26 protein-coding genes are annotated in these 16,853 nt (G+C 70.0%); 3 read left to right on the top strand and 23 right to left on the bottom strand.

Going from position 1 to position 16,853, the window contains the following annotated elements:
• Positions 1-64: 64 nt before the first annotated feature.
• The 8 genes from ACIDOF_RS07910 to ACIDOF_RS07945 all read right to left on the bottom strand — a co-directional run bounded on the left by ACIDOF_RS07910 (position 65) and on the right by ACIDOF_RS07945 (position 5,697).
• Positions 65-1,234, bottom strand: coding sequence for a methyltransferase domain-containing protein (locus ACIDOF_RS07910; RefSeq protein WP_409005004.1), 1,170 nt, complete (start codon positions 1,232-1,234; stop codon positions 65-67).
• 14 nt (positions 1,235-1,248) lie between these two features.
• Positions 1,249-2,208 carry a radical SAM protein gene (locus ACIDOF_RS07915; RefSeq protein WP_409005005.1) on the bottom strand — a complete coding sequence of 320 codons (960 nt, stop codon included), beginning with the start codon at positions 2,206-2,208 and terminating at the stop codon, positions 1,249-1,251.
• An 84-nt stretch (positions 2,209-2,292) separates the two neighbouring features.
• Entirely contained in the window at positions 2,293-2,460 is a 168-nt protein-coding gene (locus tag ACIDOF_RS07920; RefSeq protein ID WP_409005006.1) for a hypothetical protein, read from the bottom strand.
• 397 nt (positions 2,461-2,857) lie between these two features.
• Positions 2,858-3,352, bottom strand: coding sequence for an NUDIX domain-containing protein (locus ACIDOF_RS07925; protein ID WP_409005007.1), 495 nt, complete (start codon positions 3,350-3,352; stop codon positions 2,858-2,860).
• Positions 3,353-3,508: 156 nt separating this feature from the next.
• The gene (locus tag ACIDOF_RS07930) at positions 3,509-3,892 is read right to left on the bottom strand and encodes a hypothetical protein (protein WP_409005008.1); all 384 of its coding nucleotides are present in this window, start codon (positions 3,890-3,892) and stop codon (positions 3,509-3,511) included.
• Positions 3,889-4,125 carry a hypothetical protein gene (locus tag ACIDOF_RS07935; protein WP_409005009.1) on the bottom strand — a complete coding sequence of 79 codons (237 nt, stop codon included), beginning with the start codon at positions 4,123-4,125 and terminating at the stop codon, positions 3,889-3,891. The genes ACIDOF_RS07930 and ACIDOF_RS07935 overlap by 4 nt, the downstream gene beginning before the upstream one ends.
• A gap of 506 nt (positions 4,126-4,631) precedes the next feature.
• Positions 4,632-4,832, bottom strand: coding sequence for a DUF397 domain-containing protein (locus tag ACIDOF_RS07940; protein WP_409005010.1), 201 nt, complete (start codon positions 4,830-4,832; stop codon positions 4,632-4,634).
• Positions 4,833-4,842: 10 nt separating this feature from the next.
• The gene (locus tag ACIDOF_RS07945) at positions 4,843-5,697 is read right to left on the bottom strand and encodes a helix-turn-helix domain-containing protein (RefSeq protein ID WP_409005011.1); all 855 of its coding nucleotides are present in this window, start codon (positions 5,695-5,697) and stop codon (positions 4,843-4,845) included.
• 253 nt (positions 5,698-5,950) lie between these two features.
• Between ACIDOF_RS07945 and ACIDOF_RS07950 the strand changes: the two genes are divergently transcribed.
• The 3 genes from ACIDOF_RS07950 to ACIDOF_RS07960 are packed head-to-tail and all read left to right on the top strand — an operon-like array spanning position 5,951 to position 6,926.
• The gene (locus ACIDOF_RS07950; RefSeq protein ID WP_409005344.1) at positions 5,951-6,397 is read left to right on the top strand and encodes an ATP-binding protein; all 447 of its coding nucleotides are present in this window, start codon (positions 5,951-5,953) and stop codon (positions 6,395-6,397) included.
• Positions 6,394-6,579: a hypothetical protein gene (locus ACIDOF_RS07955; RefSeq protein WP_409005012.1), complete on the top strand. Its 186-nt coding sequence runs from the start codon at positions 6,394-6,396 to the stop codon at positions 6,577-6,579. Before ACIDOF_RS07950 ends, ACIDOF_RS07955 begins: the two co-directional genes overlap by 4 nt.
• On the top strand, positions 6,576-6,926 hold the full coding sequence (locus tag ACIDOF_RS07960; RefSeq protein ID WP_409005013.1) for a hypothetical protein: 351 nt from the start codon (positions 6,576-6,578) through the stop codon (positions 6,924-6,926). Before ACIDOF_RS07955 ends, ACIDOF_RS07960 begins: the two co-directional genes overlap by 4 nt.
• Positions 6,927-7,059: 133 nt before the next feature.
• Here the strand turns inward: ACIDOF_RS07960 and ACIDOF_RS07965 are convergent, their stop codons facing one another.
• From ACIDOF_RS07965 to ACIDOF_RS08035, 15 genes are all read right to left on the bottom strand, one after another.
• A complete protein-coding gene (locus tag ACIDOF_RS07965) occupies positions 7,060-7,311 on the bottom strand; it encodes a hypothetical protein (protein ID WP_409005014.1) in 252 nt (83 codons plus the stop codon).
• The gene (locus ACIDOF_RS07970) at positions 7,308-8,285 is read right to left on the bottom strand and encodes an N-acetylmuramoyl-L-alanine amidase (RefSeq protein ID WP_409005015.1); all 978 of its coding nucleotides are present in this window, start codon (positions 8,283-8,285) and stop codon (positions 7,308-7,310) included. The genes ACIDOF_RS07965 and ACIDOF_RS07970 overlap by 4 nt, the downstream gene beginning before the upstream one ends.
• A 13-nt stretch (positions 8,286-8,298) precedes the next feature.
• Positions 8,299-9,129 carry a hypothetical protein gene (locus ACIDOF_RS07975; protein ID WP_409005016.1) on the bottom strand — a complete coding sequence of 277 codons (831 nt, stop codon included), beginning with the start codon at positions 9,127-9,129 and terminating at the stop codon, positions 8,299-8,301.
• 86 nt (positions 9,130-9,215) lie between these two features.
• Entirely contained in the window at positions 9,216-9,599 is a 384-nt protein-coding gene (locus tag ACIDOF_RS07980; protein WP_409005017.1) for an RbsD/FucU domain-containing protein, read from the bottom strand.
• Positions 9,577-10,698 (bottom strand): hypothetical protein, encoded by a 1,122-nt coding sequence (locus tag ACIDOF_RS07985; protein WP_409005018.1) that lies wholly within the window; start codon positions 10,696-10,698, stop codon positions 9,577-9,579. Before ACIDOF_RS07985 ends, ACIDOF_RS07980 begins: the two co-directional genes overlap by 23 nt.
• 14 nt (positions 10,699-10,712) lie before the next feature.
• On the bottom strand, positions 10,713-11,615 hold the full coding sequence (locus ACIDOF_RS07990; protein WP_409005019.1) for a phage distal tail protein: 903 nt from the start codon (positions 11,613-11,615) through the stop codon (positions 10,713-10,715).
• A gap of 6 nt (positions 11,616-11,621) precedes the next feature.
• The gene (locus ACIDOF_RS07995) at positions 11,622-13,847 is read right to left on the bottom strand and encodes a hypothetical protein (RefSeq protein WP_409005020.1); all 2,226 of its coding nucleotides are present in this window, start codon (positions 13,845-13,847) and stop codon (positions 11,622-11,624) included.
• A 78-nt stretch (positions 13,848-13,925) separates the two neighbouring features.
• Positions 13,926-14,120 (bottom strand): hypothetical protein, encoded by a 195-nt coding sequence (locus ACIDOF_RS08000; protein ID WP_409005021.1) that lies wholly within the window; start codon positions 14,118-14,120, stop codon positions 13,926-13,928.
• 11 nt (positions 14,121-14,131) lie between these two features.
• Complete coding sequence (locus tag ACIDOF_RS08005; RefSeq protein ID WP_409005022.1) at positions 14,132-14,569, bottom strand: hypothetical protein; 438 nt, start codon at positions 14,567-14,569, stop codon at positions 14,132-14,134.
• On the bottom strand, positions 14,566-15,054 hold the full coding sequence (locus ACIDOF_RS08010; RefSeq protein ID WP_409005023.1) for a phage tail tube protein: 489 nt from the start codon (positions 15,052-15,054) through the stop codon (positions 14,566-14,568). The genes ACIDOF_RS08005 and ACIDOF_RS08010 overlap by 4 nt, the downstream gene beginning before the upstream one ends.
• A 43-nt stretch (positions 15,055-15,097) precedes the next feature.
• On the bottom strand, positions 15,098-15,529 hold the full coding sequence (locus ACIDOF_RS08015; RefSeq protein WP_409005024.1) for a minor capsid protein: 432 nt from the start codon (positions 15,527-15,529) through the stop codon (positions 15,098-15,100).
• The gene (locus ACIDOF_RS08020; RefSeq protein ID WP_409005025.1) at positions 15,522-15,875 is read right to left on the bottom strand and encodes a hypothetical protein; all 354 of its coding nucleotides are present in this window, start codon (positions 15,873-15,875) and stop codon (positions 15,522-15,524) included. Before ACIDOF_RS08020 ends, ACIDOF_RS08015 begins: the two co-directional genes overlap by 8 nt.
• Positions 15,872-16,195, bottom strand: coding sequence for a hypothetical protein (locus ACIDOF_RS08025; protein WP_409005026.1), 324 nt, complete (start codon positions 16,193-16,195; stop codon positions 15,872-15,874). Before ACIDOF_RS08025 ends, ACIDOF_RS08020 begins: the two co-directional genes overlap by 4 nt.
• Positions 16,189-16,572, bottom strand: coding sequence for a hypothetical protein (locus tag ACIDOF_RS08030; protein WP_409005027.1), 384 nt, complete (start codon positions 16,570-16,572; stop codon positions 16,189-16,191). Before ACIDOF_RS08030 ends, ACIDOF_RS08025 begins: the two co-directional genes overlap by 7 nt.
• 13 nt (positions 16,573-16,585) lie before the next feature.
• Positions 16,586-16,840, bottom strand: a complete 255-nt coding sequence (locus ACIDOF_RS08035) for a hypothetical protein (protein WP_409005028.1) — start codon at positions 16,838-16,840, stop codon at positions 16,586-16,588.
• Positions 16,841-16,853: the final 13 nt, after the last annotated feature.

Here is a 16,853-nt window from a genome sequence, read left to right on the forward strand (position 1 = left end):
TCTTGGACGACGGGGGGAGCGGTGGGGCGGTGTGAACCGTTGCGGCCCCTGCCTGCCTAGCAGGTCACAGAGTTGCGGTCCATCCGCTGCGGGCGAGCGTGAGTGTGCCGTCCGGGGTGATCCTCACGGCGGCGCCGTTGACGGGGAGGTCTCCGTCGATGACGAGCCATGTGCGGATGCGGTCGAGTTCGTCCCACAGGCGGCGGGGGCCGCCCTGGTGGACAACGGGGAGTTCGCGCGGGCCGGTGGCGGTGGCGCGGGCCCATGAGCCGTCGGGGTGGAGCATGTAGGCGGTGCGGGTGCCGTCCTGGCCGACATGCATGCGGTGGTCGATGCCGGGTGCGGTGAGTTCGAGGGTGGATTTCACGTCCCATGTGTCGCTCACGCGCATGACCGGGTAGAGGCCGGTGCTGATGTGCTCGCCGTCGGCGTGCTGTGCCCTCTCCCACAGGGCGGTGTCGTCGGGGGCGGGGTCGTAGTCGTCGCCGTGGCGGGTGCGCATGAACCCTGCGGATTCGGGGGCAACTTGGCCGATGGCGCCGCCGTCGTCGGTCTTGTCGGCGGTGATCAGGAGACCGGTCCCGGACAGCGTGGTCACGAGCCGCCCGCCAGGGGCCAGGGCTTTGAGCCAGGACGCCGGGACGGTCTTCACGGAGACGGTGGAGATGATGCGGTCAAAGGTGCCGGGCAGGTCGCCGGTCACGTCGCAGACCTCCAGGGTCGGCCGGTGGCCGGCTGCCTCCAGACGTTCCGCGGCTGCCTGCACGAGGTAGGGGTCGACGTCCACGCTCGTGACGCGGGCATCGCCGAGGCGCTGGCAGGCCAGGGCGGTGCCGTATCCGCTGCCGCAGGTCACCAGGACGCGGGACGTGTCGGCCATGACCGCGTGCCGGTACATCAGCACCACCAGGCTCGGCAGTGTCGAGGACGACGTCGGCCAGGTCTCCGACACCCGCGCATCGGGCTTGGCGTGGTCGGCGTGGTGCGGGCCGACCCGGGTGATCAGGGAGCGGCTGCCGTCGTAAGCAGCACGCATCCACCCCTCGGGATCTGCGGGCCCGTCGCTCACCTCATAGACCCGCGTCCCGTCGTGCTCCGTCGGCGTCCACCAGCGGGGCACGAAAAGGTGGCGCGGCGTGTTGGCGAGGGGTTGATACCAGCGGGATTCGGGCCGCACGGTCTCCTCGGCCATCCGGCAGGCGTGGGACTCCCAGTCCGGGTGTGTCCAGTCCACGAACGGGACTCCTCTCAGGGGAAGGCGGGCAGGCAGGCGGGCTGTCCAGGCTTGCACGCCGAGTCGTCCGGCGAACAGCCCGCCGACATGGGGGCGTAGCCCATGGGGCTGCACGGCGTCCCGGAGGCGGGCTGACACGAGTCGGAGTCGGCGGGCTTGCAGTCCGGGGCACAGGCCGTGGGCCCGCGCTGGGGGATGCTCGCGGCGAGCTCCTGCCACCTTTCGGAGGTGAACACGTCCTCCAGTCCGGTGGAGCGGACCTGTCCGGCCGGGAGGAAACGTCCCATCACGCACGGGGCAATGACGCCGTCGGGGAGAACGGCGGCGATGCCTTTGGCGCACCGGCCGCACAGCTCCGACGTGGACGGGAGTCCGGCGGTCTTGGCCGCATTGCCGACACCCCGCGCGTGGTCCATGCTCACCTGGTCGACGCCGATCGATTCCAGCTCGGTGACGGCCTGTTCGGCGCGCTGGTCCTCACGCGTCTTGATGACGCCGACCTTCACCGGAATGCCCCGGCGCACGGCCTCGACGATGTTCGCGCGGGTCGCCTCATGGGAGCCCGTGCGGCCGGTGACGCGGTCGTGGTCGGCGGGCACGTCGCTGTAGTAGCTGGTGGCCAGGCTCACGCGCTGGTGCTCGTACAGCTCCCACTGCGCGGCCGTCACCCGGTACAGGTTGCTGTAGACCTGCACCGCAAGGCCCACGTCCAAGGCGTGCCGTACGAGGTCCGTGAACTCGGGGTGCATGCTCGGCTCGCCACCGATGAACTGCACGCGCTGAACACCGATCGCGGCGGCCTCATCAAGAACCCGGCGCCAGTCATCGCCGGTCATGCTCCCGTGCCCCTTGGTCGGCCCGGACTCGGCATAGCAGTGCGTACAGGCGAGCTGGCAGCGCCCGGTGATCTCCAGTTCAAGGAACGTGGGGACGGCCGGGGTCGTGTGGGCCGGGGGTTCCAGTACAGCGGTCATGTCCTGCTCTCCTCGTTGTGATCGGGGCCCTGTCCCGGCCGGCTGCCCTTCCTGATGCGAGACGGCCGGGACAGGGGGCATGGGCTACTTGTCGCTGTCGTCCCCGTAGGGGCTCGCGGGGGTGTGCATGCGCACGTGCCGGTCCGCGAGGGAGCCCTGCGTCTGGTGGGGCGTCGAGTCCTTGCTGTTCCTGGTGTCCCGCTCTATCTGGGACTTGGCGGCCTTGATGGTGCTCTTCGCGGTCTTGCTCACGCGGGGGATACTCCTTCTGCTCGATTCCTATCGGGTGCCGCTCCGGCCGCCGACCGTCTCAAGGGGACGGCCGGAGCGGGGTTTTGGGACCCGCCCCCTGCTGGGGGCCTTTGCCGTGGGGGAACGGATACAGGGACTTCCCCGGCAAAGGGCGGGAGTTCAGGGACGGGCCTTGTCGAGGACCTCGGCGCCGGACAGCTGGCAGCGCTCGCCCGTCAGGTAACTGTCGTGTTCGTCCATGCGGTTCTGCCGGACGGGCACGAAGCGCAGGCACCCGGGGCTCGGGCACCGAAGTGTTTGCAGCGTGCCTGTGGTGGCGGCCCGGGTGACCCCGGACCGGTGGTACGTACTGGGCGTCATGGTGGGTCGGCCACGGTCCTTGTCGTGCTCTGCCGCGTCACGCGGCGTCTGGGGCGGTCCGCGCTTCGGGGTGCCCGACGATGTACCCGCCCGCTTCACCGGAGAGGGTGCGCAGCGCGCTCTCGACACGCCACGCTGTGTACGGCGCGGCGTGTTCGCGGATCTCGTCGGGCGTCATGAAGCGGTACGAGGTCAGTTCGTCGCCGAGGCGTATCTCGGCATCGGCGGCGATCTGGCCGCAGTCGAAGACGAAGTTGTAGCCCTCCGCAGAGTCGCTGCCGGGCATGCGGTGTGCCGTCAGGAGAGCGCCAGGCGCCAGGCTGAGGCCGAGTTCCTCTTGCGCTTCGCGGCGGCATGCATCGGCCGCGTCCTCGTTGGTCTTCGCGCAGCCGCCGGGCAGGCCCCAGCGGGCCGGGCCGCTGTTGTAGCTCTTCTCGACCATGAGCACGCGCTCGCCGGCGGTGTCCTGGATGAGTGCGAGCGCGCCGATACGGCGGCGGGGCGGGGCGGTGAAGTGCTGTTCGTCGTGCATCGGTGCTCTCCCTGTTCAATGGCCCTGTCGCAGATGGCGGGCGGCCCTTGTCGATCGGTTGCCGGTTGCCGGTTGCCGGTTGCCGGTTGCCGGTTGCCGGTTGCCGGTCGCAGGGAGGGGGAGCACGCGCCCCGGGCCGGGGTTGCCGATGCCGGCTCACGTGCTCACCTCGCACGCTAAGAGGTGTGCCTGACCGATGGCGCCGTCCGGAGCGATGGTCAGCGCGTAGCGCACGGCCCCCTCGCAGATCGTGAACGTGTAGGGGGTGCCGGCGTCGAGCTGCTCGACGATCCGCGCGTGCGTATGGGAGTCCGCGAGCCAGGCATGCACCGGCCGGGCGTACGCTGGGTCGAGCTGGTCGGCGATGCTCGCCGCGCGGCGGGTGATCCAGCCGAACGCCCGCCATGGCGTCTCTGCCGGGCACGAGCCGAGCCAGAACAGGCGCTCCCCTATCGTGGTGTAGGCGACGCACTCGGCCTGGAATAACGCACCAGCGACGACCGGGCCCTCGGGCTTGACCGCGAACGCACGCCGACTCACAGCAACTCGCCCGGGACAGCGTGGTACGGGCGCGTGATGATCTCCCGGTACGTCAGATGTTCCGGGTACTCCCTGACGTGCTCGAAAGCCCAACTCGTGGGGTCTGGCGACTCGTTGCTCGGACTGCCGGACGTCTCGCAGACCGCGCACTGCATCGCGTAGGTGTGCGGCTCGGCGTCGGGCTCGTCATCAGGCCGAATCGTGTACTCGCGGAAGCGGTACGTTGCGGTCACTTCGTCCCCCTTTTGCGCAGTAGCGCAAAGTGCTCGCGCACTTCTGCCGCCAACTTGTGTTGCCTGCGGTCCAGTTCGTCCACGCAGTCCGCGGCGGTTGGCTCGGGCGGCGCGGTTGGGGGAGCCGGCTGCTCTGTGGCGTCAGCCTCGGAAGACGTCACCGGGCCCCCGGGCGCGCGTCCACCCGACAACGTTGTTCCCTCGGGACCCTCACAGAGGCGTGGTGTGCGCATCTTCGCCCTTCCAGTCAGAGCGCCATGATTGCCCCGCCCGATGTCCAGCAAGGCAGGGAATCCTCCCGGATCTCTCCCAACGGGCTTTCAGGCAGGGAGAGTTGCACGCTGCTGGATGCCCCTTTGTTGCCGGAGCGGCCCGGAACAGCGACGCACAGCGACGGTAGCGCCACGTCTGGCAAAGCGGCAAGTGTGCTCCGGGGCATACATGCGTTCAGGGCATGCGAAAGCCCCCCGCCCGGATCGGGCGAGGGGCATGCTTGTGCCTGGGGGCTAGCTCACGAAGTGGTCGAACTCGCCGTTCTTCGCCCCGAGGATGAACGCCCGCAGCTTCGCCGGCGTCGTCTTCACGATCACGTCCGGGTCGTCACTCTCGCGTACGAGGATCTCGCCGGCGGACTCGGCCAGTTCGAGGCACTGCTCACCACCGCCGCCGGAGAAGCTCGACTTCTGCCAATTGATTTCGCTGTTCATTCCCTGACTCTCACAGTTCTCTTGCGACGTGGTGAATAAAACTCCGCGACTCTTCGGGGGAGAGCGCTGCCTGCTCGGCAACATCAAGCAGAGTGCGGTACCGACTCAGGTCTGCGGCTGCATCGAGGAATCCGCCGCCGAAGGGTGTGTCGATATGGACGGTGTCGAGCTGCGGCACAATGCCGCCCGCGTACATCACTGTTTGAGTAACTTCGACGAAGTCTTCGCTCGTGAACGGGATTACCCGCACAGTGAGGCCGGGGCTCTCGGAAACTGACAAAAGATGTTCGAGCTGTTCGCGAGCGACCTTCCTCCCGCCAACCCTCATGCGCAGCGCCGACTCGTGAACGATCGCCTCGAACCGCGGAGGGTCGTCTCGTTCCAAGATGTCGCGCCGCTTCATGCGGTGCTCGACGCGAGCCTCTACCTCATCTTCGGGGAGGGGAGGGATCACGCCGGCGAACAACGCGCGTGCGTACTCCTTGGTCTGGAGGACGCCGGGGAACGTTGCGGGTTGCAGGCATCGCAGGTGCGTGGCGTGGTGCTCAAGCTCGGCAATGTCTAGGAAGCCGGGTGCGAGTACACCCCGGTAGTCATCCCGCCAGTGTTGCCCTCGGTGCTCGCGTGAGATGGCGCAGAGTGCTTCGATCAGAGCCTCGTCGTCGCAGGCGTAGAAGACGCTCAGCTTGCGGATGCGTTCCTCGCTGACCCCGATGCGACCTGCCTCAATGTGGCTGATCTTGGCTTGGTCGGTCGAAACCATCCCTGCCGCCTCGCGGGCGGTCTTCCCAGCGCGTTCGCGCAGCTTGCGTAGCTCGCCTCCAAGCCGAACTTGGCGAGCCGTTGGGTTATCCCTCGGCGGCATGTGTCCCTTCCCCTGTCTGCGCACAGTGTCGCGCGTAACCGTGCCACGGGTCCACCCGGAAGAGCTAGGCGTAAGGGCCTACCTTGCCACGGGGCATGTATGCCCCTATGGTCCTGGCAGCACCGCGCAGCACGCCGGTAACCACCCGCAGTGCAGCCGCTGACGCATGCCCTTGTGGTGGGCGTCATCCCTGGGGGCGGCCGAGCCACGGTGGCGGGCAGCGCGCGCTATGACCGCGTTGGGAGACGACGAAATGCCTATTGCCTTAGCACCTCCCGCACCACCTGAAGCACAATCCACAACCACGTATCGACTCAGCACGGCGAACACGTCAACAGCCGCTCATGTGCTGCGAGATCTGGTTCGCGCTTTGCTGAAATCGACGGGGCACGCGAGCCTCGCGCAATCGGCCCGCCTCTGCACGAGCGAAATCGTCACGAATGTCTTTCGGCACACGCACGCGTTCCTGGTAGTTGTTGACGTGACGGTTGGCGAAAACCAAGTCTCGATCTACGTGCACGACGACCGTCCCCGAGACATCCCCATGCCGCGCGAGCTGAGCGACGCTGAGCACGGCCACGGTCTGTACATCGTCAATGCCTGTGCCGACGCGTGGGGTGTGACGTACTTCGGCGGCCTCATTCCCACGTCAAAAGCCGTGTGGTTCCGCCTAGTTACGGGCGGGAGGGGTGCTGCGTGATCAAGCCGAAGAACTTGACCGTGTCGAGGATCGGCAGCAGCGGCGATGTGTGGCTGTACCTCGACGCCCGTCATCTCGTCGAGCTCCGGCCGGCCCTGGCGCGCGAGCTCACCCTCGAACTGGGCGACCTGCTCGGCCTGTTCGTCTGCGACCGTTCCGCCGTTGGGGAGGCGGCCGAATGATGATCCTTGATGTTGAACCCGCCATGTGGGGTGTCTTCGCAATCGCGCTGAGCCTCGGCCTGCTCGCCCTGGTGGCGATCTACTGGTCAATGCCGAACCCGCTTCGCGCCGAGACGCCACCGCCGCTTGACCGGCCCGGCACCACCTACACCTGCTACTGCTACGCCGAGCCCGTACGGGTCCTGATCGGCGCGCCAACTCCGGTGCCTGGCAAGGCCCGTGGGCGCCACGCGCGGGCTGCCCAGTGGCCACTACACCACCGCATCCGCCCGGATAACCACGTCTCCCACGCGGGGGCGGATGGCGGAGGAAAGGGGGGAACGGCTCCCGTGCCCGTGGCCGCGTAGGTGCACTCGCACGGTGACCCCTCGGAGAGGACCCTCGACGCTTGCGGCCGTCGGGGGTCCTCTCGCTCTCGCCCAACGACAAAAGGCGCCCCCGTCCACCGGCGTTGAGCCGGTGAACGGGGGCGCGGCGCGTTCAGTGGGTGAACTGCCAGGCAGAGAGGGCGAGGGCGGAGACGGCGACCAGGGCGGCGACGCTGGGCAGGGGCCAGAGTCGTTGTTCGCCGCGGTCGAGGCGTGCGTCGTGTTCGTCGAGTCGCTTGTCGGTCTGGTCGTGTCGCTGGTCGAGCAGTGCGAGGCGGCCGTCGAGGCGGGCGAACCCGGCGTCGAGGGCGCCGCGGAGTTGGGCGAGTTCGAGCGCGACGTCGGTCGGGTCGGGTTCGGTCACACCACGCCCCCGCCCTGTGCCCGGTCGGCCTCGGGCCGCGGGATGTCCTCGGGGTCCGGCACGGTGGTGCGCAGCCACTTCGGCAGCAGCCGTTGTACCTGCTTGGACTGCATGACGCGGGTTACGGCGCCGGCGACCGCGAGGGCGGTTCCGACGCCGGCCGCAGTCTGCGGGATGTCGGCGGCCTCGACGAGTATCGGCAGTGCGGCGGCGAGGCTGAGCGCCGTCTGCACCATGGTTCGAACGGTCCGGCGGGCGGCCTCGGTCATGGGGTCGTCTCCCTTCCGGGGCGGTGTGGGCTTCGGTTTCGGGGCCGGCGGCGGGGTCTGCCGCGGCTTGGGGCGCTTCGGGCGCGGCTTTCGGCGGGGCTGGTCGTCCGGCGGGTGCTTGAGCCGCTCGGCGATCCGCTCGCGCATGGCGTCCATGGAGAATCCGCGCGGGTCGCTCTTGGTGGCGGTCCACTCAAGGTGGCCGATCACTGACGGCGCCTGCCATCCGTGGTGGCGACAGAGGGCGGCGGATACCCGCTCGATCGCGTCGAGCTGCGCGGCGGGCCACGGGTCTTTGCCGTCGCCGCGGTTCTCGCACTCGAACCCGTAGAAGCGGGCGTTCCCGTCGACGGTGTCGGCGCCTGGGGCGGGCAGCTTGACCTCGCGTATGACGGCTTCGAGCACGCCGGCGTCGCCGGTGCCGGCGTGGTTGACGCGCCCGTGCCCGACGAGATGAACGGTGCCGTCCTTCGTGATCGCCCCATGGCACAGAGGGCCGGGAAGATCGGACCGGCCGCGGTAGAGGAGTCCGACGGTCTGCTCGGCGCCCGTGGTAACGGTGTGGTGGATCATCACGCCGTGCACGGGCCCCCACGGACCATGCCCGCGGCGGTTGTGCCGGCGCCAACTGCGCACGCCCGACACCTTCACCCCCTCGCGCTTGAGAGCGGCGACCATGGCGGCGGCGCCTATGGGCTTGGCCATTCGGGGCCCCTCTCTACGTGTTGTCGCTGTCGTTCTCGTCGCCCTCGACCGGCAGCGTCGGGTCGGGCCGGCCGGTGTCGCTGCCGCGCCCCTCGGGCGCTTCGGGCGCCTCGGCGGCTGAGTAGGTGTTGCGGGCGTACGCGGTCAACAGGCGGGTCTCGATGGGCTGTCGGCGGTTTCGGGTGAGGTGCTCGACTTGCAGCGCGACGTCGTCGAGGAACCCGGCGCGGTCGAGGGGCTGCTCGATCGTGTGGGTGGTCCATTCGCCCTCGGGCACGGTCCACTCGTCGACCGTGGTCACGGTGCCGCCCTCGGCGCGCATCCGTACGCGCACGCGCCCGCCCGCGGGCGCGTAGCTCGTGAGCTCGATGTGCGCGACGGGGTTGTGTACCGGGGTGACGCCGACCCACGCGTGCGCCCAACTCGTCGAGCGCGTCGACTGGTTGGCAGTCGGGTGGAGCTGGAGAGGAATCCACGGGCGGCCGAGGTGCCGCGGGCTGTGCCGGTCGTCCATGACGAGCACGCGGTCGGGCTCGGCGAGGTCGCGCGACCAGATACGGACCGTGCCGCGGTCGGCCTTCTCGCCCTCAACGGTCAGCGCGTACGAGCCGTCCATGCGGCGGGCGACGAGGCCGTACGAGCCGCCGGGCCACTCGCCGACGACGAACGTCGCAAAGTCCTTGTCGGGCGGGACGACGGCGAGCTGCCCGCCCTCGCTGATCTTCACGTCGCCGTTCTTGATCTGGTCGAGCGGCGGGCGGGTCTGGGCACGGCCGGCGAGCTCGCGCACCTGGCGCTCAAGATCCCGGATTCTGTCGAGCAGGTCGTTTCGAACGGTCGCCATGGGCGGGCCTCCAATACAGGGCAGACACAGGGGCGCCCCCGCACACCGAGGGGCGTACGGGGGCGCCGGAAAGGGGTCGGGTCGGGTCAGAAGCCGCGGCGCAGGATGACGTTCGCGTACCGCTCGTCGTCGCCGGTGCGGACGACGACCTTCGCGCGGTGCGAGCGGGTCATCAGGTCGGCGTGCGGGATGGTGTCGAGGTGCGGCAGACGGTCGCTCAGGTCGGCGGCGATGCTCGGGCAGTCGTGCAGCACCTCGTGCGCGGCGAGGCCGTACTCGACCGGGAAGGTGGGCAGCAGCGCGTCGAGGACCTCGACGACCGTCGGGTTACCGGCGACGAGCGACAGGTCGATGGACGGCAGAACGTCGGGCCGCGGCAGCGCCGCGCCGGTGAGCACGATCTCGTCGCCGTGCGCGAGGTCAGCGAGCGCGGCGGAAAGCGGGCCGTTAAGCAGGGGACTCCGATACACGGGGTACCTCCAAGGTGAGTTGGGCGGATTCGCCGGCGCCCCGCTCCGGGGGCGTGACGGAGATGCCGACGACGCGGTGCCGGGTGTCGAACCCTTCGGCGAACCACTCGTCGCGGATGCGCAGCCGCACATAGCGGCCGAGCAGATCAGGGGAGATCCCGGAATCGAGATGCACGGTGACCTCGGGAATCACGGTGGGCCGTCGGGCGAGGGCGGCCTCGGCACGCGCGTGCTCGGCGAGCACCTGGCGGTCGTCGACGCTTTGGTGATCCGAGCTGCCGTCGAGGCGCGGCCACCCGTCGGCGAGGTCCTGCTCGGCGACGAGCAGCTCGGACAACAGGGGCTTGGACGCGGCGGCCTGGTTGCGGTTGTCGCTCGCCCCGCGTGCCTGCCAGACGTTCGCCACGGTCGTACCGTCCGCGGCGAAGCTGTAGGACAGCAGCCGCCCGGGGTGGGCGAGCACGACGTCGTCGCCCCCGCGGTCGATGCGCGGGTATCCGAGGTCGAGCAGCTTCACGCGCGCGCCGCTGTTCTCGTCGCGGTAGCAGCGCACACGCCACTCGAACCCGTCCTCGGCGCCGGCGAGCTTGTCGAGTAGCTCGCGGATCTTCGGCTGATCCGAGGCCGAGAACGTACGGGACCGCTTCACGCCGGACAGCTCGGTGTCGTAGGCGAGGCCGATGTCGCCCCCGGGCTGCGCCTGCGCGTAGTCGACCAGGTCGCGGGCGATGTCGAGCTGATCCACGCCGCGGGCACGGTGCGTGGTGCGCAGCATCCGGTGATCGAGGTAGGTGTCGAACGTGCCCGCCTGTACCTCGACGCTGACCTGTCCGCGCTCGTCGGACTTCGGGTTGACCGACCACAGCACTCCGCCCCACCAGATACGGCGGTCACGCTCGACCCACAGCGCCGTACGCGCGGGGACGAGAACGGATCGGGCCCGGTCGGCGAGCTCGCGGTTCGGCACGGGCACGGTGCCGCTCAGGCTGCCGGACTTGCCGATGTAATCCTCGATCGAGACGCCGGTCAGCGGCAGCACGTCGAGCAGCCGGTCGGACCGCAGATCACACACCAGGATGCGGTAACGGGAGGTAGACACGGCCGTTGCTCCCCTCACCAGTGGGCGGAGCGCCACCGCAGGACGGCGGCGGCGCGCGGATCGGCGGGCGCGTCATCGGCGGCCCGGAACGTGAGCTCGTTGGCCCCGGGGGCGAGCACGAATGCCTGCTCGGGCCAACTCGCGACCGACGCGGCGTGCAGCAGACTCTCGCCGTCGGCGAGGGCCGCGGTTCCCGCGAAGGTGTCGACGACGAGCTGCTCGCCCGCGTCGAGGATGAGGTCGTATTCGAGGACGGCCCCCGTCGTTTCGTTGGTGATCCGCGGGGTGTCGACCGGCCCCCACACCTCGACGACCGGATGCGTCGGGGCGCTCCCGAGGTTGGCCGCGGTCAGGTTCCCGGTCGAGGCCGGTATGCCGCGCGGTGCCCCGTCCGGAGTGGTGTGCCACGGCAGGCAGGGCTCGGGTAGACCGGTCTCGACCTGCTGCACGGCCGGCGCGTACCGGCGCGGGTCGCTCGCCTCCCACTCGATCGCAGCCTCGGTCACCGTCCCGACCGCGTAGCCGAGCTCAACAGGCACGGTGCGGCGCACCGCGCGCGCCCACACCAGCAAAGGGCCACGCTCGTCGATGTGCACGAGCAGCGGCAGCTCGCCCTCGACGAGTCCGGTCGCGGCGCCGAGCTGCTCGACGACGCCGCCGAGCTGCTCGGCGGGAGCCCGCACGATCACCTCATCAAGCGCGATCGTGCGCGTCTGCGACAGCAGCCGGCCGAGGTACGCGCCGTGTGCGTCAGGCTTCGGGACGTTGCCCGAGTCGAGTTCGGGCAGTTCTTCCCACCCGGTGAGCTTGCGCCACCGGTACGGGGTCCCCGGGCCGAGCAGGAAGTCGCCGTAGCGCAACTGCCCTGCGACCATGCCGGCCGCGGCCCGGGTGACGTCGATTCGTGTGCGGTCCATCGCGGGTTATCCCCTCGCTTTCATACGCCACGCAAGCGCGGCGGCGGTCTGGTCCGGGGTCGCGCCGCCGGCGTTCCATGTGTCGATGTGCAGCAGCGCCCCGCGGCCGGCGCCGTACGGGCTCGCCCCAACTCCCCGGGCGCCCCCGGCGGAGGGCGGACCAGCAGCCATGGCGGGCAGGGCGGGCGTGGGCACGAGCCGCCGCATCGCCGTGTCGACCGCGCCCTGCCCGGAGGTGATCCCGGAGACGACGCCGGCGGGAATCCACCGGCCGACGTCGCGGGCCATCACGCGGGACGGTGAGGAGATGCCAAGCGCGCCCTTGATTCCGCCGACGATCCCGCTCGCGAATCCCTTGATCTTGGATTTCACCCACGAGCCCATGGACTTCATGCCGTTCCACAGACCGCGGATCAGGTCACGGCCCGCGCTCAGCAGCAGCGCGCCGAGGTTCCCGAGCGCGGACACGATCCGGCGCGGTAGTCCGCGCACCCACGCGAGCGCCCGCGTGCCGCCGGCGACGACCGCGGCCCGGAACCGGGCGAGGGCGTTCACCGCGGCAGCACGCAGGACCGGGGCCAGCGTGACGAGCGCCGAACGCGCCCGCCCGGGAAGAGACTTGATCCACCGCACCGCGAGCGTGATACCGCGCGCCGCGTATACGCCGAGCTTCAGAAACAGGCTGAACAGGAAGCGGCCGACGTTGGCGACCAGGGCTTTCGCCTTGGTCCACGCGCCGGAAAAGTCGCCCTTGAGCAGGCTGACCACAATGCGGATCGCGGGAACGACGATGCCGGTCAGGTACTTCGCCAGCCCGGTCGCCAAGATCGAAGCGAGCTTGCCGACAAGGCCGATGATCGGCGTCAAGATCGCGGCCAGGGCACGCAACCCGCTCCCGATCAGCTGACCGAGCACGGTCAGCAGGGGGCCCAGGGCGACCATGACCTGCGAAAACGCTCGTCCCAAGGTGGCGACACTGGGGGCTAGGGCGGCGATCAGGCTCGATACGACCGGCAGTACCGCGCGTGCCAGAGTTCCGAGCAAACTAGCCAAAGGTCGTGTAATTGCGGGTAGTTGGGCGAGGATCGGGGCAAGTGCGGTTTGCAAGGTGCTGGCGAGCTGCTGCACCACAGGTGCGAGCTGCCGAAAAACGTCGCCGACCGCGCGCAGAATCGGTGTGAGGGCGGGCAGGATGGCCGCCGCAAGCTGCCCGACGATCGGCAGTAGTGGGGCTGCGGCGGCGACGAGTTGCCCGAGCGCGCCCGCCGCGGCGCCGAGCACGGGGCCGAGCGCAGCGACGATGGGGCGCAGGCCGGCGCCTAGATTCTCGATCAAGAGCCGCAGAGGCGGCCCGAGTTGAGCGAGCGCGGGACCCAAGGCGCCTGCCAGTATCGACACCAGCGGACCGAGCTGTGTCGCCAGCGCGGACAGGACAGGGCCGCCGGCCGTGGCAAGTTGGCCGATCAACTGCCCAAGGGCGGGCAGGATATGAGAAATTCCAGCAAACAGGCCCGAAAAGGCACTAGCCGCACCCTGCGCGCCGGCCGAGATCCCGTCGAGGAACCCGGCGAGCCCGCTGCCGAGCTGCGTCAATCCGTCCCCCACGACGTTGATCACGGGCGTTGCGGCCGAGACGGCGCTTGCGAGCGCGGGGGCGAGCTTCTCGACCAGGCCGAGCGCGCCCTGCGCAAGGGTGCGGATCTGCGGCGCGGCGGCGGCGAACGCGCTGCGCAGCGAGGGGGCGATCTGGTCGAACGTGCTGCGGGCATCGCCAGCGATGCCGACGAGCTCTTTGCCGATCGGCGCCGCCATCCCCTGAACCTCGGAGACGACGTGATCTTTCAGCCCGCCGAAAGCTTCCTGCACTTCCGCCGAACTCGCTGCGGCCTTGATGCCGATAGCGCCGAACAGCGCGGGGACCGCGACCAGGGCGCCGCCCGCAGCGAGAGCGCCGCCGGCGAGTGCCTTGGTCGCTGTCCCCAGCACGCCGAGGGTGCCGCCGAGCGCGCCGAGGCTCGCCCCCGCTCGCTCGCCGGCGCCGCCGAGCCCGTCGCCGAGGGCAGCGCCCATGGCGGCGGACTCGGCGACGAACCGGCCGCGGAGGTCGCGCAGCCGGCCGTCGGCGTCCCGCTGCAACCCCTGCAACGCGAGGCCGGTCTGCGCCACGCCTTGGCGGGCGCCGGACGCGTCGAGATCGATGTATCCGACGAGTTCGCCAATGGTGAGCGCCATGACGCAGACCACCCCCACCTATTCAGTTATGTGTGCAGTTGTCTGTTCTGTTGTGTCTTCAGTTGTCGGCGCGGCCCGTCACGGGACGGGGGCGCCGGTGAGCGCGGCGATTTCGCGCGGGTCGGTGACCGCGCGCGGGGTGCGCGCCCACAGTCTGGGGAACTTGGCCTCGGCAGGCAGACCGCCGACGAGCACAAGAAACCGCCGTGTGCTCGCCGCGGCGAGCTGCTCGGCGGTCAGGCCGTATTCGCGGGCGAGGTCGGCCTCGACCACGCCCCAATGGCTCAGGACGGCTTGCCAGAACCGGGCCGCATCGTCGCCGGGGTCGGCCGCGGCAGGGCTTTTCCCTCCTCGCCCTCGCGCTCGTCGTACGCGGCGGCGGCCTCGGCGATCGTGAGGCAGCCCGGTTCACGGGAGTTGGCCGCGGCCCACACGAGGACGACGCCGAGCTGCCGGTCGGTCATGCCGTGCTCTGCCCACTCGTCGAGCGCGGCCGGCCCAAACAGCGAGGCGAGCAGGCGCCGAATGTCGTCGGGGTTGTCGCTGTCCTTGACGCGCTCCATCTGGAGCGTGAAAAGAAGCGGAAGGCTCGTCGGCAGCACGTACTCGCGGCTGTACAGGCGCAGTACGGCGCCGAACCGCGGCTCGGCGTGCTCGGCGAAGAACGCGTCGAAGTCGGCGACCTCGTGCCCGTGTTCGTGGTTGTGGTTGTGCTCGGTCATGCGGAACGCTCCTCGGCGCAGATCGGGAAGACGGGGGCGTAGCGCGGGCGCCCGCACTGAGTGAACGTCGCCGTCCATGAGGTCTTGTCGTTGGTCTCGCCGCTCTGCTCGTCGGGCGTGACGGTGGCCTCCCAGATCACCCACGTGTCCTGGGAGTCATGCCGCCAACGGATCAGGTTCCGGCTGTCGATGCCGAGGCGCTGCCCCCAGTAGCGATCGACGTACGCCTGCCCCTCGACCTGCCGGCCGGTGCGCGGGTCGAGGGCGTACTGCCCTTCGAGCTCGATCTGACCGCCGCGCTGCATGACGTCCTGCTCGTACCAACCCTTGGAGTCGAACGACGTCGTCTCGGCGGTCTCTTCGTTCTCGCTGTCGTTCTTCGACCACGAGGTGAGGTTCTCGATCGGCAGCCACCGCTCGCGGTGTGCGTGCGACTGGTCGAGGACTTCGAACACCCAGCCTCGGGCGTCAACCGGTCGTCCCATGTGGGGAACTCCTCTTGAATTGTTGTTCAGTTGTGGTTGCTGTTCAGTTGTGGCGGTGCGCGGTGGGCGCCTCGATGTCGAGGCGGTAGTTCGTGACGTGTTCGTGCCGCCCGTTCGCGTCCGTCCCCAGCGGGGCCGGGGCGGCGACGGCCGTAGAGAGCACGAGCCAGATACCGCCAGGCAGCGAGACGCCGGCGAGGCCGTGCAGGGCCCCGTAGAGCGCTTCACAGCGGCGGCGGGAGACGCGCGGATCGGCGCTGCCGCGCACACGCACCTGTAGGGACCGCACGTCCCATCCGGTGCGGGCGTCCGTGGCGCCCGCTCCATACAGGGACAGGCACACCGCGGCGTCGGGCGCCGGAGGCATGGCCTCGATGAACGTGTCACCCGAGGTGCCGGTCGGGTCGTAGACGAGCAGCCCCCGGCCGTGCAGGTAGCGGGCGAGCCCGTCGGCGTAGTCCAGCGGCTCAGCCACGGAGCGACCGCCTTACCTGCGCGGCGATCAACTGGGCGACCGTGTCGGCCTCTTCGGTCAACGGGCCTTCCAGATACTTCGCGGTCCGGCCCGGGTCGTGCTGGTAGGTGAGTTCCTCATGCTGCCTCACGGCGTACGGGGTGTCGTAGGACAGGGCGGCGGTCAGGTCGGTCTCGTCGACGGTCGCGACGCCGGACCGTTCGAGGGTGCCCTCTTCGATCGGGACGCGGCGGCGGGAGACGCCGAGCACGTGCTCGGCCGCGATCCGCAGGCCGCGGGCGGCGCCCTCTCGGGTGCCGCGCAGTGCCTGCTCGCCGTTCCACCGCAGGCGGGCGCGTTGGGTCATTGGCACATCACCTCTACGCAGGCGGGCACGGGCAGACCGGGCGCGGTGTGCCGTGCGGTCGAGACAGCGGTCGCGGTGCGCCCGTCCGGCAGGGTCACGCGCGATCCGGGCGGACATTCCAGCCCGGGGCCGGCGATGACTTGCGCGGTCGCGAGGACCTCGCGGCCCTCCTTGTCGGCGAGCTGCTTTCGCATCGGGGAAACCAGGGCAGGCACACACTCGACGCGGTCGCCGTACCGCGGCCCGTACGCGGAGTCGCCGAGGTAGGGCTCGACCGAGATGCGGTGTCGCAGCAGCCATCCCGGGACTTCGCTCACCACGGTTCGCACACCTCCCCGGGCAGCAGGCCGGCCAGGTGCAGCGCCCGGTAGGCGCGCGGGGCGAGCTCGACCCCGGACACGACGACCGGCGTCGGGGCGGCGCCACTACGGCCGGACAGGGACACGGGTCCGATCGAGACCGAATCCCACGTATCCGCGGTCGTGATCCCGTCCGAACCGATCGCGAGCCAGTATTCGACCTGCGCGCACACCGCATCGGCCAGGGCGCGGGCGACGTCGCCGAGTGCGGTGTCGTAGACGGCAGCGATCAGCGCCGCGGCGATGTCATCGGACGCGCGCGCGAGCAGCACCTCGACCGGCACGCCCGGGGCCGGGTGCCCGCACCGCACGGTGTACTGCTCGACGGTGGCGAACATCCGGCCCACGGTCCTACCTCCCGTCCGTGTCGGTGGCGCGCTGCCGGCCCGAACGACCACGCGAGCCAGTCGACTTGGACGCGGCAGAGTCCTCGACCGCGGGCAGGGTGTCGGGGGCGTCGAGCACGACGATCTCGTACCTGTGGCGGCGGAAATACTCGATCGCGCCAAGCGGCGGATCGCAGCACGTCGCGACACCGTCAGCGAAGGTGATTCCCGCGACGATGCCGGAATGCCCGTGCACGGGCGCGGTAATGCGGTACTGCATGACAGGACTCAAC

It is taken from the genome of Streptomyces sp. Da 82-17 (assembly GCF_046098215.1).
Lineage (GTDB): Bacteria > Actinomycetota > Actinomycetes > Streptomycetales > Streptomycetaceae > Streptomyces.